Raw genomic sequence first — 17,109 nt, 5'->3', positions numbered from 1 at the left:
CCCTCACCCCCACCCCTCTCCCCGGAGGGGAGAGGGGCTTGGTACAGGCCTGCCCGCGAAAGGTCAGAACGACCGCATGACCAGGACCTGTGCCTTGAACAGGATGGCGGCCACCATGAGGGCGATGCCGCCGCTGAGGACCACCAGGAGCTCAAGGCCCAGCAGGTAGTATTCGCCCATGAACCAGGTGGCGCCCACGGCGGCGCAGACGATGAGGCCGGCCAGCCCGATGAGGGTGCCCAGGGTGTTGAGAAGTGTATCCATGGTGCGGTGATCCCCGTTGTTGGTTGTTGGTGTCGTGGTTATGTTAGGTGCTTGGAGCGTATCTTTCATCATCGGGGGTGACTCACCACCGTGATGCATGAGAGTTCGTGAGGCAGCCCCGCTCTCGCAAGCGGGGAATGGGGAAAGGCTGACTCACGTCAGTCACCGGGGCATGGGATTATCGGTCGGCCAGTTTGCGCTCCCAGTCCAGTGAGGTGCGCACGATGAATTCCAGGTCGTCGTGCCGGGGTTCCCAGCCCAGCACCGAGCGGATGCGGTCGGCGGCGGCCACCAGGCTGGGGGGGTCGCCGGCGCGGCGGGGCTCTTCGCGGATGTCCAGGGGCTGGCCATTGAGCCGTTGTACCGTGTCCAGCACTTCACGCACGCTCAGGCCGTGGCCGTAGCCCACGTTGAAGGTATCGGAGGCGCCGCCGGCGCGCAGGTACTCCAGGGCCTTGAGGTGGGCGGCGGCCAGGTCGGTCACGTGGATGTAGTCGCGCACACCGGTGCCATCCGGGGTGGGGTAGTCGGTGCCGAATACCGAGACATGGGAGCGCTTGCCCACCGCCGCTTCGCAGGCCACCTTGATCAGCAGGGTGGCCTTTTCCGTGGACTGGCCGATGCGACCCTCCGGGTCGGAGCCGGCCACGTTGAAGTAGCGCAGGGCCACATGGCGTAGGGGTGTGGCGGCGGAGAGATCCCGGAGCATCCACTCGCTCATGAGCTTGGAGGTGCCGTAGGGGTTGATGGGGGCGTTGGGGGTGTCTTCCCGGGCGACGCCGTCGGTGGGGATGCCATAGACGGCGGCGGTGGAGGAGAAGACGACGTGCTTGATGCCGGCCTCCTGGCAGCATTGCAGCAGGTTGCGGGTGCCGCAGGTGTTGTTGCGGTAGTACTTGAGCGGGTCGGCGACGGATTCCGGCACGATGGTGTGGGCGGCGAAGTGCATCACCGTGTCGATGTCGTGTTCGCGCAGCAGCGTGGAAACCCGTTCGGTGTCGGCGACATCGCCGATGATGAGGTCGGACTGGATGACCGATTCGGCGAAGCCGGTGGAGAGGTTGTCCAGGACAACGACCCGTTCGCCGGCCTCGGCCAGCATGAGGGCCACGTGCGCGCCGATGTAGCCGGCGCCGCCAGTGACGAGGATGCCTTTTTGGGGCATGTGGATCTCCTTTGCTGGTTGGGATGGCTGCCCGCCGCCTTCCCCTCATCCCCGACCCTTCTCCCCCGAGGGGAGAAGGGGGTTGTAGCGCCGATCTTTGGGTGGATGAACCCCTCTCCCGCTGGCGGGAGAGGGGTTGGGGTGACAGCGCCGATCTTTGGGTGGAGGAGCCCCTCTCCCGCTGGCGGGAGAGGGGTTGGGGTGAGGGTGGCAGGTTCAGCCCTTTCTCCCGCGCCCGATGGCATAGTAAGCAAACCCCATGTCTTCCATGTGCTTGGGCTCGTACAGGTTGCGGCCGTCGAAAATGGCCGGTTCCTTGAGGTGCTTGCGGATCAACTCGAAATCCGGGCTGCGGAAGACATTCCATTCGGTCACGATGGCCAGGACATCGGCGCCTTCCAGGGTCTGCTCGTGATGATCACACAGCACCAGGTCGTCGCGTTGACCGTAGATGTGGGCGCATTCTTCCATGGCCACCGGGTCGTGGGCACGCACCCGGGCGCCGGCCGCCCACAAGGATTCCATGAGCATGCGGCTGGAGGCCTCGCGCATGTCGTCGGTATTGGGCTTGAAGGCCAGGCCCCACAGGGCGATGGTGCGGCCCTTGAGATCCCCCTGGAAGTGGCTGTGGATCTTCTGGAACAGGCGCTCCTTCTGGCGTTCGTTCACGTCTTCCACGGCGGTGAGCAACTGGGCCTTGAAGCCCACCTGACGAGCGGTGCGCTCCAGGGCCTTCACATCCTTGGGGAAGCAGGAGCCGCCGTAGCCGCAGCCGGGGTAAATGAAGTGGTAGCCAATGCGCGGATCGGAGCCGATCCCCTGGCGCACGTGCTCAATGTCGGCGTCCAGGGCCTCGGCCAGATTGGCCAGCTCGTTCATGAAACTGATCTTGGTGGCCAGCATGGCGTTGGCGGCATACTTGGTCAGTTCCGCGGAACGGATGTCCATCACCATCACCCGGTCGTGATTGCGATTGAAGGGGCCGTACAGGGCGCGCATCAGCTCGCCGGTGCGCGGGTTGTCGGTGCCGACGATGATGCGATCGGGCTTCATGAAGTCATCCACCGCGGCGCCTTCCTTGAGGAACTCCGGATTGGAGACCACATCGAAGTCGATCTGCGCGTTGCGAGCCTGCAGGGTGCCGGCCATGGCTTCCTGTACCTTGTCGGAGGTGCCCACCGGCACGGTGGACTTGGTCACGACGATGCGGTATTCGCCCATGTGCTCCGCCACGGTGCGGGCCACGGCCAGCACGTGGCGCAGATCGGCGGAGCCGTCCTCGTCCGGCGGGGTGCCCACGGCGATGAACTGGAACAGGCCGTGACGCACGCCCTCGGCGGCATCGGTGGTGAAGGCCAGGCGACCGGACTGCACGTTATCGGCCACCATGTCTTCCAGGCCCGGCTCGTAGATGGGGATTTCCCCCCGGTTGAGGCGCGCGATCTTGTCCTGATCGATGTCCACGCACAGTACCTGATTGCCCACTTCCGCCAGGCAGGCGCCCGTCACCAGGCCCACATAGCCGGATCCATAGATAGTGACCTTCATTGATTGGCAGTCCTCTGTTTCGTGCGATGATGGATGTTGGTCTGCCGGCGATCGTAGCAAAAGGTCGTGGCATGATCATTAAAATGCAAAAGGTGGTTGACAGGCGGGGGTCAGATCACAATAATACCGGGCTTTCGCGTCTGGAGGGGTTCCCGAGCGGTCAAAGGGGGCAGACTGTAAATCTGCTGGCTCAGCCTTCGAAGGTTCGAATCCTTCCCCCTCCACCAGAATGCAGTAAGGCGCCGGCAATGACCCGGAACAGGGTCAGCGCCGGCGGCCTGTCGATGTGGCAGTAGCGGGTTTTCGGCGTTATGCTGGCGGGGTAAGCTTCCCGCGCTCCATCGCATCGATTGGATGGTCAGAGGTTGGATGGCTTGGCGTAGCGCATCCGGAAGTGCGGTTTTGCGGGTGTAGTTCAACGGTAGAACCTCAGCCTTCCAAGCTGATGATGTGGGTTCGATTCCCATCACCCGCTCCAGTTTGATCAGAGGTTATGGCAGCGCTTGGCGCGCCTTTTTTGTTTTGCCCATGTAGCTCAGGCGGTAGAGCACTTCCTTGGTAAGGAAGAGGTCACCGGTTCAAGTCCGGTCATGGGCTCCATCTTTCAGTACAGTGCTGGGCTCTCAAGGCCCTGTTAAGTAGAACATCAGCCGGGGTGCTAGACCATGTCGAAGGAAAAGTTCGAGCGTAAAAAGCCGCACGTGAATGTGGGCACGATTGGTCACGTTGACCATGGCAAGACCACGCTGACGGCAGCCCTGACGGTGTGCCAGGCCAAGAAGTTTGGTGGTGAGTCCCGTGCTTACGACCAGATTGACAATGCTCCTGAAGAGCGGGCGCGTGGTATCACCATCGCGACGGCGCACGTGGAGTACGAGTCTGACGTGCGTCACTATGCTCACGTGGATTGCCCCGGTCACGCGGACTATGTGAAGAACATGATCACGGGTGCGGCGCAGATGGATGGTGCCATCCTGGTGGTGTCTGCGGCCGACGGCCCGATGCCTCAGACGCGTGAGCACATCCTGCTGGCCCGCCAGGTGGGCGTGCCGTGCATCGTGGTGTTCATGAACAAGGCCGACATGGTGGACGATCCGGAGTTGCTGGAGCTGGTGGAGATGGAGGTTCGTGACCTGCTGTCCAGCTACGAATTCCCGGGTGACGACACCCCGATCATTACGGGTTCTGCGCTGAAGGCGCTGGAAGGCGACACCTCCGAGATTGGTGTGCCTGCCATCGACAAGCTGCTTGAAGCCCTGGACACCTACATTCCCGAGCCTGAGCGCGCGGTGGATGGTGCCTTCCTGATGCCGGTGGAGGACGTGTTCTCCATTTCCGGTCGTGGCACGGTGGTGACGGGTCGTATTGAGCGCGGCATCTGCAAGGTGGGTGATGAAGTGGCGATCGTGGGTATCCACGACACCAAGAAGACCACCGTGACCGGCGTTGAGATGTTCCGCAAGCTGCTGGATCAGGGTCAGGCGGGCGACAACGTGGGTGTGCTGCTGCGTGGCACCAAGCGTGATGAAGTGGAGCGTGGTCAGGTGCTGTGCAAGCCCGGTTCCATCACGCCGCACACCAAGTTTGAAGCTGAAGTGTATGTGCTGTCCAAGGATGAAGGGGGTCGTCACACGCCGTTCTTCAATGGTTACCGTCCGCAGTTTTATTTCCGGACCACGGACGTGACCGGTTCCTGCGATCTGCCTGAAGGCGTCGAGATGGTGATGCCGGGTGACAACGTCAAGATGACGGTGTCGCTGATTGCGCCGATCGCCATGGAAGACGGCCTGCGTTTTGCAATTCGCGAAGGTGGCCGCACGGTCGGCGCCGGCGTTGTCGCCAAGATCATCGAGTAAGTCATTCACGGCATATGTCGTGTTGTAGGTGGTACTTGAAGGTGATTTAAGGGATTGAGGGGTTTCGCCGCTGGCGTTTACCCCTCGGTCCCTGTATCCTCTCTAACGTACCTGTTTGTTATAGGCCAGTAGCTCAATTGGCAGAGCAGCGGTCTCCAAAACCGCAGGTTGGGGGTTCAAGTCCCTCCTGGCCTGCCATTTCTAGCAACCCCTTGCGGTTGCAATCGGGTCACTTTATCCCATGGCAGGTAAAGCGGAAGAAGTAGAAGGTGCCGGCTTCGACACCGTCAAACTGCTGGCGGCCGTCGGGCTGCTGGTGGCGGGCGTCACCGGCTTTTACTGGTTTGCGGATCAGTCCACCCTGCTGCGCGTGTTAGGCCTGCTGGCCTTTGCCGCAGTATCGGTGGGTATTATTTTCACGACCGCTAAAGGTCGTTCCCTGGCCGCCTTCCTGACGGATGCCCGCACAGAAGTGCGCAAGATGGTCTGGCCCTCGCGGGCCGAGACCCTCCAGACTGCCCTGGTTGTCATTGCGGTCACCATTTTGGTCGCAATCTTCCTGTGGCTGATCGACATGCTGCTCGGCTGGTCGATCCGCGAATTCATCCGTTGAGCGATTAGGAAGTCAAGATGGCCCTGCGTTGGTATGTCGTACATGCGTACTCCGGTTTTGAAAACCAGGTGAAGCGCTCCCTGCGGGAGCGTATCAACCGGATGGGCATGGAAGACAAGTTCGGCGAGATCCTCGTGCCCACCGAAGAAGTGGTGGAAATGCGCGATGGTCAGAAGCGCAAGAGCGAGCGCAAGTTCTTCCCTGGCTATGTGCTGGTGCAGATGGAAATGGACGAGGACAGTTGGCACCTGGTGAAAAGCGTGCCCAAGGTCCTTGGGTTCATCGGCGCCAGCCAGGACAAACCTTCCCCCATCTCCGAGAAAGAGGCCGACACCATCCTCCAGCGCATGCAGGACGGGGTCGACAAGCCGCGTCCGAAGGTGCTGTTCGAGGCCGGCGAGGTGGTGCGCGTGACCGATGGTCCGTTCAACGACTTCAATGGCGTGGTGGAAGAGGTCAACTACGACAAGAGTCGCTTGCTGGTGGCCGTGCAGATCTTCGGTCGCTCCACGCCGGTGGAGTTGGAGTTCCATCAGGTGGAGAAGACCTGATCAGGCAATGATCGGGATGCTGGCAGGCGTGCCGGCGATCAAATCCTTGAACGGCAGCGAATCCCGGGCGTGACCCGGGATTCGCTGCTTTTCCCCAGGGGAGCCGAAAGGCGCTAACACCCATATTCAGGAGTCCATACCATGGCGAAAAAGATTGAAGCTTACATCAAGCTTCAGGTGGCGGCCGGCAAGGCCAATCCCAGTCCCCCGGTGGGTCCGGCGCTGGGTCAGCGCGGCGTGAACATCATGGAGTTCTGCAAGGCATTCAATGCCCAGACGCAGGACATGGAACCGGGTCTGCCGATTCCCGTGGTGATCACTGTGTATTCCGATCGCAGCTTCACCTTCATCACCAAGACGCCGCCCGCGGCTGTGTTGTTGAAGAAGGCGGCCGGTATCAAGAGCGGCTCCGCCACCCCTAACACCTCCAAGGTGGGCAAGGTCACGCGTGAGCAGGTGGAAGAGATCGCCAAGACCAAGTGGCCTGATCTGACCGCCGCCGATATGGATGCCGCTGTTCGCACCATTGCTGGAAGTGCCCGTGCCATGGGCCTTGACGTGGAGGGCCTCTAAGATGGCTAAACTGAGCAAGCGTATGCGGGCCATCCGCGAGAAAGTGGAGCCCGGCAAGTTCTATCCCCTGAATGATGCCTTGCAGATCCTCAAGGATACGGCTTCCGTGAAGTTTGCCGAGTCCGTGGATGTGAGCGTGAATCTGGGTGTGGACCCGCGCAAGTCCGACCAGGTGGTGCGGGGTTCCACTGTGCTGCCCAACGGCACCGGCAAGACCGTGCGCGTGGCCGTGTTCACCCAGGGTGCCAATGCAGACGCTGCCCGGGAAGCCGGTGCGGATATCGTAGGCATGGATGACCTGGCCGAACAGGTGAAGGCTGGCAATCTGGATTTTGATGTGGCCATCGCCAGCCCCGACGCCATGCGTGTGGTGGGGCAGCTGGGCCAGATCCTGGGCCCCCGCGGCCTGATGCCGAACCCGAAGGTGGGCACCGTGAGTACCGATGTGGCCACGGCGGTGAAGAATGCCAAGGCGGGTCAGGTACGTTACCGCACGGACAAGTCCGGTATCATCCATTGCACTATTGGCAAGGTGAGTTTTGAGCCGCAGGCGCTGGAGGAAAACCTCAATGCGCTGCTGAGCGATCTGCAGAAGGCCAAGCCTTCCGCAGCCAAGGGTGTGTACATGAAGAAAGTGACGGTCTCCACCACCATGGGCCCGGGTGTTCCCGTGGACCAGGGGAGTCTGGCTATCTGATGAATGAAGCCCCTCTCCCGCCAGCGGGAGAGGGGTTGGGGTGAGGGTGGAGATGGGTCAGGTGCCCGTCCCCCCTCATCCCCAGCCCTTCTCCCCTCAGGGGAGGAGGGAGCAACAAGATTAAGTAGGTTTGGGTAGGACTGCCGGCGGTTGCCGGCATCCGTCCAAGACCGCAGGTGTGCCGGGGAGGCCTGGCACTTAATGAAGCGGCAGTTTCGCCTGCGCAGACGGTGTCTCCCGATTCAGGTTCTTCCTGCTGAGGGTACGCCGTGAAAGGGGTCGGGGAATTGTTCCTCGGCTTTATCACTCAGCGTCGGAGGCGTAGTTAAGCCCCCGTCGTCAGACAGGAGGTAGGTAATCCGTGGCACTGAATCTCGAAGACAAGAAAGCGATTGTCTCTGAGGTCGCCGCGGTGGCCGCTCAAGCACATTCGGCCGTGGCTGCCGAATACCGTGGACTGTCCGTTGCCGAGATGACCGAACTGCGCCAGAAGGCGCGGGACACCGGTGTCTATCTGCGGGTGGTGAAGAACTCCCTGGCCCGCCGCGCGGTTCAGGGGACCGATTTCGAGTGCATGCAGGAAGGGATGGTGGGTCCGCTCATTATTGCCTTCTCCCAGGAAGATCCTGGTGCAGCCGCTCGTCTGGTCAAGGACTTCTCCAAGGACCACAAAAAGCTTGAGTGCAAGATGGTGTCCGTGAGCGGGCAATTGCTGGGACCGGCGGAACTTGAACGCCTGGCCAGTATGCCGACCCGCGATCAGGCCATCAGCATGCTCATGGCGACGATGAAAGCCCCGCTCGACAAGTTTGCTCGCACTGTCAATGAAGTGCCTGGCAAGCTGGTTCGCACCGTGGCCGCCATCCGGGACCAGAAGCAGGCCGCCGCCTGACCCATTATTGAACCGAATCGGGTATTGCACCCTCTTAGGAGTTAAATCATGGCAGTTTCGAAAGAAGACATCCTGGAAAGCATTGGCAACATGACCGTTCTGGAGATCGTTGACCTGATCTCCGCCATGGAAGAAAAGTTCGGCGTGTCCGCCGCTGCCGCCGTTGCCGCTGCTCCGGCCGCTGCAGGTGGCGCTGGCGAAGCCGCCGAGGAAGTGAAGGACGAGTTCGACGTGGTGATGTCCAGCTTCGGCTCCAACAAGGTTGGCGTGATCAAGGTCGTGCGCGGCCTGACCGGCCTGGGCCTGAAGGAAGCGAAGGACATGGTGGAATCGGCTCCGGCCACCATCAAGGAAGGTGCCAACAAGGACGATGCCGAGAAGATGAAGAAGGAACTGGAAGAAGCCGGCGCCACTGTCGAACTGAAATAAGGCGTTGGTCTGGTCCTTTGTTGAAAGACCAGGTCCTGTCAGTACAGGGGCTGGCGGTGCTGCACCGCCGGCCTCTTTCTGCTTGTCCCAGCTCACTTGTTCCTGTGAGTGGCGTGTCGATTCTGTCGATTCTAGTGTGAGGAATCACAATGGCTTATAGCTACACCGAGAAAAAGCGAATCCGCAAGGACTTCGGCAAACGGCCCCAGATCCTTGAGGTCCCCTATCTGTTGGCCACGCAGATTGATTCCTATCGGCAGTTCCTCCAGATGCGCGACCCTCAGGAAGGGCGCGAGGAGGTAGGTCTGCACGCCGCTTTCAAGTCGGTTTTCCCGATTGTGAGCTATTCCGGTTCCGTGGAACTGGAGTATGTGAGCTATCGGTTGGGCGACCCTGTGTTCGATGTGAAGGAATGTCAGCTGCGGGGCATGAACTATGCCGCGCCCCTGCGCGTGCTGCTGCGCCTGGTGATCTACGACAAGGATGCCCCGGCGGGCTCCCGTGTCGTCAAGGACATCAAGGAGCAGGAAGTCTATATGGGCGAGTTGCCGCTCATGACCGAGAACGGCACCTTTGTGGTGAACGGCACCGAGCGCGTGATCGTGTCTCAGTTGCATCGGTCCCCGGGTGTGTTCTTCGACCATGACAAGGGCAAGACCCACAGTTCCGGCAAGCTCCTGTTCAATGCCCGTGTGATCCCGTATCGCGGGTCCTGGCTGGACTTCGAGTTTGACCCCAAGGATTCCATTTACGTGCGTATTGACCGTCGCCGGAAGCTGCCGGCCACGGTGCTGTTGCGTGCGTTGGGTCTGGAGACGGAGGAAATCCTTTCCACCTTCTTCGAGACCACTCAGTTCCGCGTGCTCACCGATGGCTTCGAGATGGAGTTGGTGCCGGCGCGTTTGCGCGGTGAAACCGCGGCATTTGATATTCACCTGGGCAATGAGCTGTTGGTGGAATCGGGCCGTCGCATCACTGCCCGCCATGTGCGCAAGATGGAGGAGGCTGGCCTGGATTCCCTGCAGGTGCCGGCCGATTCCCTGATCGGCAAGATCCTGGCCCATGCCGTGGTGGACGAGGACAGTGGCGAGGTGATCGCCAATGCCAACGAGGAACTCACCGCCGATCTGCTGGAGAAGGTGCGTCGCTCCGGCATGAAGAGCTTCCGTACCCTGTATACCAACGAGCTGGATCACGGCCCGTATATCTCCAGTACGCTGAACATCGATACCACCCGCTCGCAGCTGGAGGCGCAGGTGGAGATCTATCGCATGATGCGTCCCGGTGAGCCGCCCACCAAGGAGGCGGCCGAGACGCTGTTCAACAACCTGTTCTTCAGCGAAGACCGTTACGACCTGTCGTCCGTGGGGCGGATGAAGTTCAACCGCCGCGTGGGCCGTGAGGAAGAGACCGGGCCGGGTGTGCTGAATAATGATGACATCCTGGACGTGCTCAAGGTGCTCATCGATATCCGTAACGGCAACGGCCAGGTGGATGATATCGACCACCTGGGCAACCGCCGTGTGCGCAGCGTGGGTGAGATGGCGGAGAATGTCTTCCGCGTCGGCCTGGTGCGCGTGGAGCGGGCCGTGAAGGAGCGGCTGAGCGTGGCCGAGAGCGAAGGGCTGATGCCTCAGGAGCTCATCAACGCCAAGCCGGTGGCGGCGGCGGTGAAGGAGTTCTTCGGCTCCAGCCAGCTGTCCCAGTTCATGGACCAGAACAATCCGCTCTCCGAGGTGACTCACAAGCGCCGTATCTCGGCCCTGGGGCCGGGCGGCCTCACCCGTGAGCGCGCCGGCTTCGAGGTGCGCGACGTGCACCCGACCCACTATGGTCGTGTCTGTCCCATCGAGACGCCGGAAGGCCCGAACATCGGCCTGATCAACTCGCTGGCCGTGTATGCCCGCACCAACCGTTTCGGGTTCCTGGAGACCCCGTACCGGCGCGTGGTGGACGGTAAGGTGACCGAAGAGATCCTGTTCCTGTCGGCCATCGAGGAAGGCAACTATGTGATCGCCCAGGCCAACGTGGCCCTGGACGAGGAAGGCCGCTTGGTGGACGAGTTGGTGTCCTGCCGTTATCAGAACGAGTTCACCATGTCGACGCCGGACAAGATCCAGTGCGTGGACATCTCGCCCAAGCAGATTGTCTCGGTGGCGGCGGCGCTGATCCCGTTCCTGGAACATGACGACGCCAACCGCGCCCTCATGGGTTCGAACATGCAGCGTCAGGCTGTGCCCTGCCTGCGTGCCGAGACCCCGGTGGTGGGGACCGGCATCGAGCGGACCGTGGCCATTGACTCCGGTTCCTCCATCGTCGCCCGTCGTGGCGGTGTGGTGGACTCGGTGGACGCCGCTCGCGTGGTGGTTCGCGTCAATGACGACGAGACCGAGGCGGGCGAGCCGGGCGTGGATATCTACAACTTCACCAAGTACACCCGTTCCAACCAGAACACCTGCATCAACCAGAGCCCGCTGGTGCGCGTGGGCGATACCATCGCCCGCGGCGACGTGCTGGCCGATGGCTCCTCCACCGATCTGGGTGAGTTGGCCCTGGGGCAGAACATGCTGGTGGCCTTCATGCCCTGGAATGGCTACAACTTCGAGGATTCCATCCTCATTTCCGAGCGGGTGGTGGAAGAGGATCGCTTTACCTCCATCCACATTGAGGAGCTGACCTGCGTGGCCCGGGACACCAAGCTGGGGCCGGAGGAGATCAGCGCCGATATTCCCAACGTGTCCGAGAGCCTGCTGTCCAAGCTGGATGAGTCGGGCATCGTCTACGTGGGTGCCGAGGTGAACCCGGGCGACATCCTGGTGGGTAAGGTCACCCCCAAGGGTGAAACCCAGCTTACCCCCGAGGAGAAGCTCCTGAGAGCCATCTTCGGTGAGAAGGCCTCGGACGTGAAGGACACCAGTCTGCGCGTGGCGTCCGGTATCGATGGCACGGTCATCGATGTGCGCGTGTTCACCCGTGATGGGGTGGAGAAGGACAAGCGAGCCCTGCAGATCGAAGAGGCTGCCCTGGAGTCGGTGCGCAAGGACCTCAAGGACCAGCTGCGTATCTACGAGGACGACATCTACGATCGCGTGGAAAAGCTGCTGAATGGCAAGCTGGCCGCGGGCGGTCCCGGGGGGCTGAAGGATGGCGTCAAGGTGACTCGTTCCTATCTGGGGGAACTGCCCCGGGAGAAGTGGTTCGAAATCCGTATGCGTAGCGAGGAGGTGAACGAACAGCTGGAATTGATGGCGGATGCCCTCAAGGCCCAGCACGACGCCTTCGAGAAACGTTTCAAGGAGCAGAAGGACAAGCTCACCGCCGGTGACGATCTGGCGCCGGGTGTGCTCAAGATGGTGAAGGTATACGTGGCCGTGAAGCGCCGCATGCAGCCCGGTGACAAGATGGCGGGCCGTCACGGCAACAAGGGTGTGGTCTCCATGATCGTGCCCACCGAGGACATGCCCTTCACCGAGGATGGTACCCCCATGGATATCGTCCTCAACCCCCTGGGCGTGCCCTCGCGCATGAACGTGGGGCAGGTGCTGGAAACCCACCTGGGGTGGGCGGCCAAGGGCCTGGGCCAGAAGATCGGTCGCATGGTCGAGGCGAAGGCCAAGGTGGATGAGTTGCGGCAGTTCCTGGATCAGATCTACAACCATGATCCGGACAATCGCAAGGAAGACCTGTCTCAGCTGAGTGACGAGGAGATCATGGAACTGGCCGGCAACCTGAAGAAGGGTGTGCCCATGGCCACGCCGGTGTTTGACGGTGCCCATGAGCACGAGATCAAGTCCATGCTCAAGCTGGCGGATCTGCCCGACACGGGGCAGGCCACGTTGATTGATGGCCGCACCGGCGAGGCCTTTGATCGCCCGGTGACCGTGGGTTACATGCACATTCTGAAGCTGAACCACCTGGTGGATGACAAGATGCATGCGCGTTCCACGGGGCCCTACAGTCTGGTGACCCAGCAGCCGCTGGGCGGCAAGGCGCAGTTTGGTGGTCAGCGCTTCGGTGAGATGGAGGTCTGGGCGCTGCAGGCCTATGGTGCGGCGTATACCTTGCAGGAAATGCTCACTGTGAAGTCCGACGATGTTCAGGGACGCAACAAGATGTACAAGAACATTGTCGATGGCGATCACCGGATGGAGGCGAACATCCCCGAGTCCTTCAATGTGCTCATGAAGGAGATCCGTTCGCTGGCCATCAATATCGAACTGGAGCAGGACTGATATGAAAGATCTTCTCAATCTCTTCAAGCAGCAGGGCCAGGTGGAGGAGTTCGATGCCATCCGGATCGCGCTGGCGTCGCCGGAGATGATCCGGTCCTGGTCATTCGGCGAGGTGAAGAAGCCGGAGACCATCAACTACCGCACCTTCAAGCCGGAGCGGGATGGCCTGTTCTGCGCCAAGATCTTTGGGCCCATCAAGGACTATGAGTGCCTGTGCGGCAAGTACAAGCGTCTCAAGCATCGCGGTGTGGTCTGCGAAAAGTGTGGTGTGGAAGTCACCCAGACCAAGGTGCGCCGCGAGCGCATGGGTCATATCGAGTTGGCCAGCCCGGTGGCCCATATCTGGTTCCTGAAGAGCCTGCCGTCCCGTATCGGTCTGCTCATGGACATGACGCTGCGCGATATCGAGCGCGTGTTGTACTTCGAGGCCTTTGTGGTGGTGGACCCGGGGATGACCACCCTGGAACGCAACCAGCTGCTCAGCGATGAGCAGTATCTGGAGGCCATTGAGGAGCATGGTGATGAGTTCGACGCCCGCATGGGCGCCGAGGCCGTGTTTGAATTGCTGCGCTCCATCGATTTGCAGGCCGAGGCCACCCGCATGCGCACGGAAGTGCGCGAGACCAACTCCGATACCAAGATCAAGCGCCTGGCCAAGCGCCTGAAGCTGATCGAGTCGTTCCTGGAATCGGGTAACAAGCCGGAGTGGATGATCCTAGAAGTGCTGCCGGTGCTGCCGCCGGATCTGCGTCCCCTGGTGCCCCTGGATGGCGGCCGCTTCGCCACCTCCGACCTGAATGATCTGTACCGCCGGGTGATCAACCGCAACAACCGCCTCAAGCGGCTGCTGGAGCTGAATGCCCCGGACATCATCGTGCGCAACGAAAAGCGCATGCTGCAGGAGTCTGTGGATGCCTTGCTGGACAACGGTCGTCGCGGTCGGGCCATCACGGGGACCAACAAGCGCCCGCTGAAGTCCCTGGCCGACATGATCAAGGGCAAGCAGGGCCGTTTCCGGCAGAACCTGCTGGGCAAGCGCGTGGACTATTCAGGCCGGTCGGTCATCGTGGTGGGCCCCACGCTGCGTCTGCATCAGTGTGGTCTGCCCAAGAAGATGGCCCTGGAGCTGTTCAAGCCCTTCATCTTCGGCAAGCTGCATCGTCGCGGCCTGGCCACCACCATCAAGGCAGCCAAGAAGCTGGTGGAGCGTGAAGGTCCGGAGGTCTGGGATATCCTGGACGAGGTGATCCGGGAACACCCGGTCATGCTCAACCGCGCGCCCACGCTGCACCGTCTGGGCATCCAGGCGTTCGAGCCGGTACTGATCGAGGGTAAGGCCATCCAGCTGCACCCGCTGGTGTGTGCTGCCTTCAACGCCGACTTTGACGGCGACCAGATGGCCGTGCATGTGCCCTTGTCTCTGGAGGCGCAGCTGGAAGCCCGCGCCCTGATGATGTCCACCAACAATATCCTGTCCCCGGCCAATGGCGAGCCCATTATCGTGCCGTCTCAGGATATCGTGCTGGGCCTGTATTACATGTCCCGTGAGCGCATCAATGCCCAGGGCGAGGGCATGCGCTTTTCCGACGTGGACGAGGTGCATCGCGCCTACGAAAACGGCTGCGTGCACATCCATGCCAAGGTGCAGGTGCGTATCCGCGAGGTGGTGATTAACGAGGAGGGTCAGCACGAGGAAACGTTCACCCGCTACGACACCACCGTGGGTCGTTCGCTGCTGTCGCAGATTCTGCCCCCGGGCATGCCGTTCGAACTGGTGAACCGAGACCTGTCCAAGAAGGCCATCTCGGGCCTGATCAATGCCTGTTACCGTCGGGTGGGACTGAAGGAAACAGTGATCTTCGCTGACCAGTTGATGTACACCGGGTTCAAGTATTCCACCCGGGGTGGTGTGTCGTTCGGTATCAACGACATGGTGATCCCGGATGAGAAGACGGGGATCCTGGCGGCCGCCGAGGCCCAGGTGAAGGACATTGAGGATCAGTACGCATCCGGTCTGGTGACCAAGGGTGAGCGGTACAACAAGGTGGTGGATATCTGGTCGCACACCAATGACCAGGTCTCCAAGGCCATGATGGAAAAGCTGGGCAGCGACGAGGTGGTGGATGCCGAAGGCAACACCCAGCGCCAGCCCTCGTTCAACTCCATCTTCATGATGGCCGATTCCGGGGCACGTGGTTCTGCAGCCCAGATCCGCCAGTTGGCGGGGATGCGTGGCCTGATGGCCAAGCCGGACGGTTCCATCATCGAGACCCCCATCACGGCAAACTTCCGTGAGGGGCTGAACGTGCTGCAGTACTTCATCTCCACCCACGGTGCACGTAAGGGGCTGGCGGATACCGCGCTCAAGACCGCGAACTCCGGTTACCTGACCCGTCGCCTGGTGGATGTCTCCCAGGATCTGGTGGTCACGGAAGAGGATTGCGGCACCGAAGAAGGCATCGTCATGAAGCCCATCATCGAGGGGGGTGACGTGGTCGAGCCGCTGCGTGAGCGTGTGCTGGGCCGTGTGCTGGCCCTGGATGTGCTGGCCCTGGATGGCTCGGTGATCATGCCCAAGGGCACACTGCTGGATGAGGCCCGAGTGGACGCCATGGAGGCGGCTGGCGTGGACGAGGTGGTGGTGCGTTCCGCCATCACCTGCGAGACCCGTCACGGGATCTGCGCCAAGTGCTACGGTCGTGATCTGGCCCGAGGCCATCAGGTGAACATCGGCGAGGCGGTGGGGGTCATTGCGGCCCAGTCCATCGGCGAGCCGGGTACCCAGCTGACCATGCGTACCTTCCACATCGGTGGGGCTGCCAGCCGGACGGCGGCGGCCAGCAACATCGCCGTGAAATCCAGGGGTTCCATTCGTCTGCACAACATCAAGACGGTGGAAAACAAGAACCAGAACCTGGTGGCGGTGTCCCGCTCCGGTGAGATCGGCGTGATCGACGAGGCCGGCCGCGAGCGTGAGCGCTACAAGCTGCCTTACGGTGCCGTGATCCTGGTGGGTGATGGTGATGCGGTCGAGGCCGGCCAGGAAGTGGCCACCTGGGATCCCCACACCCACCCGATCATCACCGAGGTGGCCGGTACCATCCGCCTGCACGACTTCACGGAAGGCGTGACCGTCAATAAGCAGGTGGACGAGGTGACCGGTCTGACCTCGACGGTGATCATTGATCCCAAATCCCGCGGTTCCATGGGTAAGGATCTGCGTCCTACGGTGAAACTGATTGGCCCCGATGGCCGCGACCTGTGCCTGGCCGGTACGGAGATCCCTGCCCAGTACGTGCTGCCCGCCAACTCCATTGTGAATCTGGAGGATGGTGCAGCAGTGGAAGTGGGTGACGTGGTGGCGCGTATCCCGCAGGAGTCCTCCAAGACCCGTGACATCACCGGGGGTCTGCCCCGGGTGGCCGACCTGTTCGAGGCGAGAAAGCCCAAGGAGCCGGCCATCCTGGCGGAGCGTTCCGGTACCGTCAGCTTCGGCAAGGACACCAAGGGCAAGCAGCGCCTGATCATCACTGATGAGAAGAGCGGCGAGAACCACGAGGAACTCATTCCCAAGTGGCGTCAGGTGAGCGTGTTCGAGGGTGAGCACGTGGAGAAGGGGGAAGTGATCGCCGAGGGCGAACCCAACCCCCATGACATCCTGCGCTTGCTGGGCGTGACGCCGCTGGCCGAGTACATGGCCAAGGAGATTCAGGACGTTTATCGACTGCAGGGCGTGAAGATCAACGACAAGCACATTGAGGTGATCATCCGTCAGATGCTGCGCAAGGTGGACATCACCTATCCGGGAGATGGGCGTTTCCTCACCGGCGAGCAGGTGGATCGCTCCCGAGTGCTGGAAGAGGTCGAGCGTCTGGGTTCCGACAAGCAGGCCCCGCTGTATGAGCGCGTCCTGCTGGGCATTACCAAGGCCTCGCTGGTGACGGAGTCCTTTATCTCGGCGGCCTCCTTCCAGGAGACCACCCGGGTGCTGACCGAGTCCGCCGTGCGCGGGGCCCGGGACGACCTGCGCGGTTTGAAGGAGAACGTCATCGTGGGACGTCTGATCCCGGCGGGTTCCGGACTTGCCTATCACAAGGAACGGCGTCGCCGTCGCTACGGCGAGGGGCTGAACCTGGGGATGCCGGAAGCCCCCAGCGAGGCACCGCGCGACACACCGGTCGATCCCGAGGCCAGTACCACCGAGACGGATCAAAACCCGCCGTCTTCCACGGATCAGCCGACCCAGGAATAACCACCCACTTGACGGACTCAAGTCCCCTGCTTGACAG

12 protein-coding genes and 4 tRNA genes are annotated in these 17,109 nt (G+C 61.6%); 13 read left to right on the top strand and 3 right to left on the bottom strand.

Features of this window, described 5'->3' with window-relative positions:
* Positions 1 to 63: 63 nt before the first annotated feature.
* The 3 genes from BMY52_RS04105 to BMY52_RS04095 all read right to left on the bottom strand — a co-directional run bounded on the left by BMY52_RS04105 (position 64) and on the right by BMY52_RS04095 (position 2,977).
* On the bottom strand, positions 64 to 264 hold the full coding sequence (locus BMY52_RS04105) for a hypothetical protein (RefSeq protein WP_090251283.1): 201 nt from the start codon (positions 262 to 264) through the stop codon (positions 64 to 66).
* A gap of 178 nt (positions 265 to 442) precedes the next feature.
* A complete protein-coding gene (gene galE / locus BMY52_RS04100) occupies positions 443 to 1,429 on the bottom strand; it encodes a UDP-glucose 4-epimerase GalE (protein WP_090251282.1) in 987 nt (328 codons plus the stop codon).
* A gap of 216 nt (positions 1,430 to 1,645) precedes the next feature.
* Entirely contained in the window at positions 1,646 to 2,977 is a 1,332-nt protein-coding gene (locus BMY52_RS04095; RefSeq protein WP_090251279.1) for a UDP-glucose dehydrogenase family protein, read from the bottom strand.
* A 142-nt stretch (positions 2,978 to 3,119) separates the two neighbouring features.
* On the opposite strand from BMY52_RS04095, the gene BMY52_RS04090 reads away from it, so the two are divergent.
* The 13 genes from BMY52_RS04090 to rpoC all read left to right on the top strand — a co-directional run bounded on the left by BMY52_RS04090 (position 3,120) and on the right by rpoC (position 17,072).
* Positions 3,120 to 3,204 (top strand) — tRNA-Tyr (locus BMY52_RS04090).
* A gap of 177 nt (positions 3,205 to 3,381) precedes the next feature.
* Positions 3,382 to 3,455: transfer RNA gene (locus tag BMY52_RS04085), tRNA-Gly, on the top strand.
* A gap of 46 nt (positions 3,456 to 3,501) precedes the next feature.
* Positions 3,502 to 3,577: transfer RNA gene (locus BMY52_RS04080), tRNA-Thr, on the top strand.
* Between the two features lie 65 nt (positions 3,578 to 3,642).
* Complete coding sequence (gene tuf, locus BMY52_RS04075) at positions 3,643 to 4,833, top strand: elongation factor Tu (protein ID WP_090251251.1); 1,191 nt, start codon at positions 3,643 to 3,645, stop codon at positions 4,831 to 4,833.
* A 122-nt stretch (positions 4,834 to 4,955) separates the two neighbouring features.
* Positions 4,956 to 5,031, top strand: a tRNA-Trp gene (locus BMY52_RS04070).
* 43 nt (positions 5,032 to 5,074) lie between these two features.
* Positions 5,075 to 5,446 (top strand): preprotein translocase subunit SecE, encoded by a 372-nt coding sequence (secE, locus tag BMY52_RS04065; RefSeq protein WP_090251277.1) that lies wholly within the window; start codon positions 5,075 to 5,077, stop codon positions 5,444 to 5,446.
* A gap of 17 nt (positions 5,447 to 5,463) precedes the next feature.
* Positions 5,464 to 5,997, top strand: coding sequence for a transcription termination/antitermination protein NusG (gene nusG, locus BMY52_RS04060; protein ID WP_090251274.1), 534 nt, complete (start codon positions 5,464 to 5,466; stop codon positions 5,995 to 5,997).
* Between the two features lie 141 nt (positions 5,998 to 6,138).
* The gene (rplK, locus tag BMY52_RS04055; RefSeq protein ID WP_090251272.1) at positions 6,139 to 6,570 is read left to right on the top strand and encodes a 50S ribosomal protein L11; all 432 of its coding nucleotides are present in this window, start codon (positions 6,139 to 6,141) and stop codon (positions 6,568 to 6,570) included.
* 1 nt (position 6,571) lies between these two features.
* Positions 6,572 to 7,267 carry a 50S ribosomal protein L1 gene (rplA, locus tag BMY52_RS04050; RefSeq protein WP_090251269.1) on the top strand — a complete coding sequence of 232 codons (696 nt, stop codon included), beginning with the start codon at positions 6,572 to 6,574 and terminating at the stop codon, positions 7,265 to 7,267.
* A gap of 367 nt (positions 7,268 to 7,634) precedes the next feature.
* Positions 7,635 to 8,159: a 50S ribosomal protein L10 gene (gene rplJ / locus BMY52_RS04045; RefSeq protein ID WP_025282234.1), complete on the top strand. Its 525-nt coding sequence runs from the start codon at positions 7,635 to 7,637 to the stop codon at positions 8,157 to 8,159.
* Positions 8,160 to 8,207: 48 nt separating this feature from the next.
* A complete protein-coding gene (gene rplL, locus BMY52_RS04040; RefSeq protein WP_090251267.1) occupies positions 8,208 to 8,588 on the top strand; it encodes a 50S ribosomal protein L7/L12 in 381 nt (126 codons plus the stop codon).
* Positions 8,589 to 8,737: 149 nt separating this feature from the next.
* Positions 8,738 to 12,820, top strand: coding sequence for a DNA-directed RNA polymerase subunit beta (gene rpoB, locus BMY52_RS04035; protein WP_090251264.1), 4,083 nt, complete (start codon positions 8,738 to 8,740; stop codon positions 12,818 to 12,820).
* Position 12,821: 1 nt separating this feature from the next.
* Positions 12,822 to 17,072, top strand: a complete 4,251-nt coding sequence (rpoC, locus tag BMY52_RS04030) for a DNA-directed RNA polymerase subunit beta' (RefSeq protein ID WP_090251261.1) — start codon at positions 12,822 to 12,824, stop codon at positions 17,070 to 17,072.
* Positions 17,073 to 17,109 lie beyond the last annotated feature (37 nt).

The sequence above is a fragment of the Ectothiorhodospira marina genome (assembly GCF_900109495.1).
Lineage (GTDB): Bacteria > Pseudomonadota > Gammaproteobacteria > Ectothiorhodospirales > Ectothiorhodospiraceae > Ectothiorhodospira > Ectothiorhodospira marina.
The sequence above is the reverse complement of the archived record's forward strand: the minus strand, read 5'-3'. Positions and strand labels throughout refer to the sequence as shown.

What these genes read in the sequence shown, in the direction of transcription:
- BMY52_RS04105 (WP_090251283.1), bottom strand. Translation starts at nt 264, where the DNA reads ATGGATACACTTCTCAACACCCTGGGCACCCTCATCGGGCTGGCCGGC.
- galE (WP_090251282.1), bottom strand. Translation starts at nt 1,429, where the DNA reads ATGCCCCAAAAAGGCATCCTCGTCACTGGCGGCGCCGGCTACATCGGC.
- BMY52_RS04095 (WP_090251279.1), bottom strand. Translation starts at nt 2,977, where the DNA reads ATGAAGGTCACTATCTATGGATCCGGCTATGTGGGCCTGGTGACGGGC.
- tuf (WP_090251251.1), top strand. Translation starts at nt 3,643, where the DNA reads ATGTCGAAGGAAAAGTTCGAGCGTAAAAAGCCGCACGTGAATGTGGGC.
- secE (WP_090251277.1), top strand. Translation starts at nt 5,075, where the DNA reads ATGGCAGGTAAAGCGGAAGAAGTAGAAGGTGCCGGCTTCGACACCGTC.
- nusG (WP_090251274.1), top strand. Translation starts at nt 5,464, where the DNA reads ATGGCCCTGCGTTGGTATGTCGTACATGCGTACTCCGGTTTTGAAAAC.
- rplK (WP_090251272.1), top strand. Translation starts at nt 6,139, where the DNA reads ATGGCGAAAAAGATTGAAGCTTACATCAAGCTTCAGGTGGCGGCCGGC.
- rplA (WP_090251269.1), top strand. Translation starts at nt 6,572, where the DNA reads ATGGCTAAACTGAGCAAGCGTATGCGGGCCATCCGCGAGAAAGTGGAG.
- rplL (WP_090251267.1), top strand. Translation starts at nt 8,208, where the DNA reads ATGGCAGTTTCGAAAGAAGACATCCTGGAAAGCATTGGCAACATGACC.
- rpoB (WP_090251264.1), top strand. Translation starts at nt 8,738, where the DNA reads ATGGCTTATAGCTACACCGAGAAAAAGCGAATCCGCAAGGACTTCGGC.
- rpoC (WP_090251261.1), top strand. Translation starts at nt 12,822, where the DNA reads ATGAAAGATCTTCTCAATCTCTTCAAGCAGCAGGGCCAGGTGGAGGAG.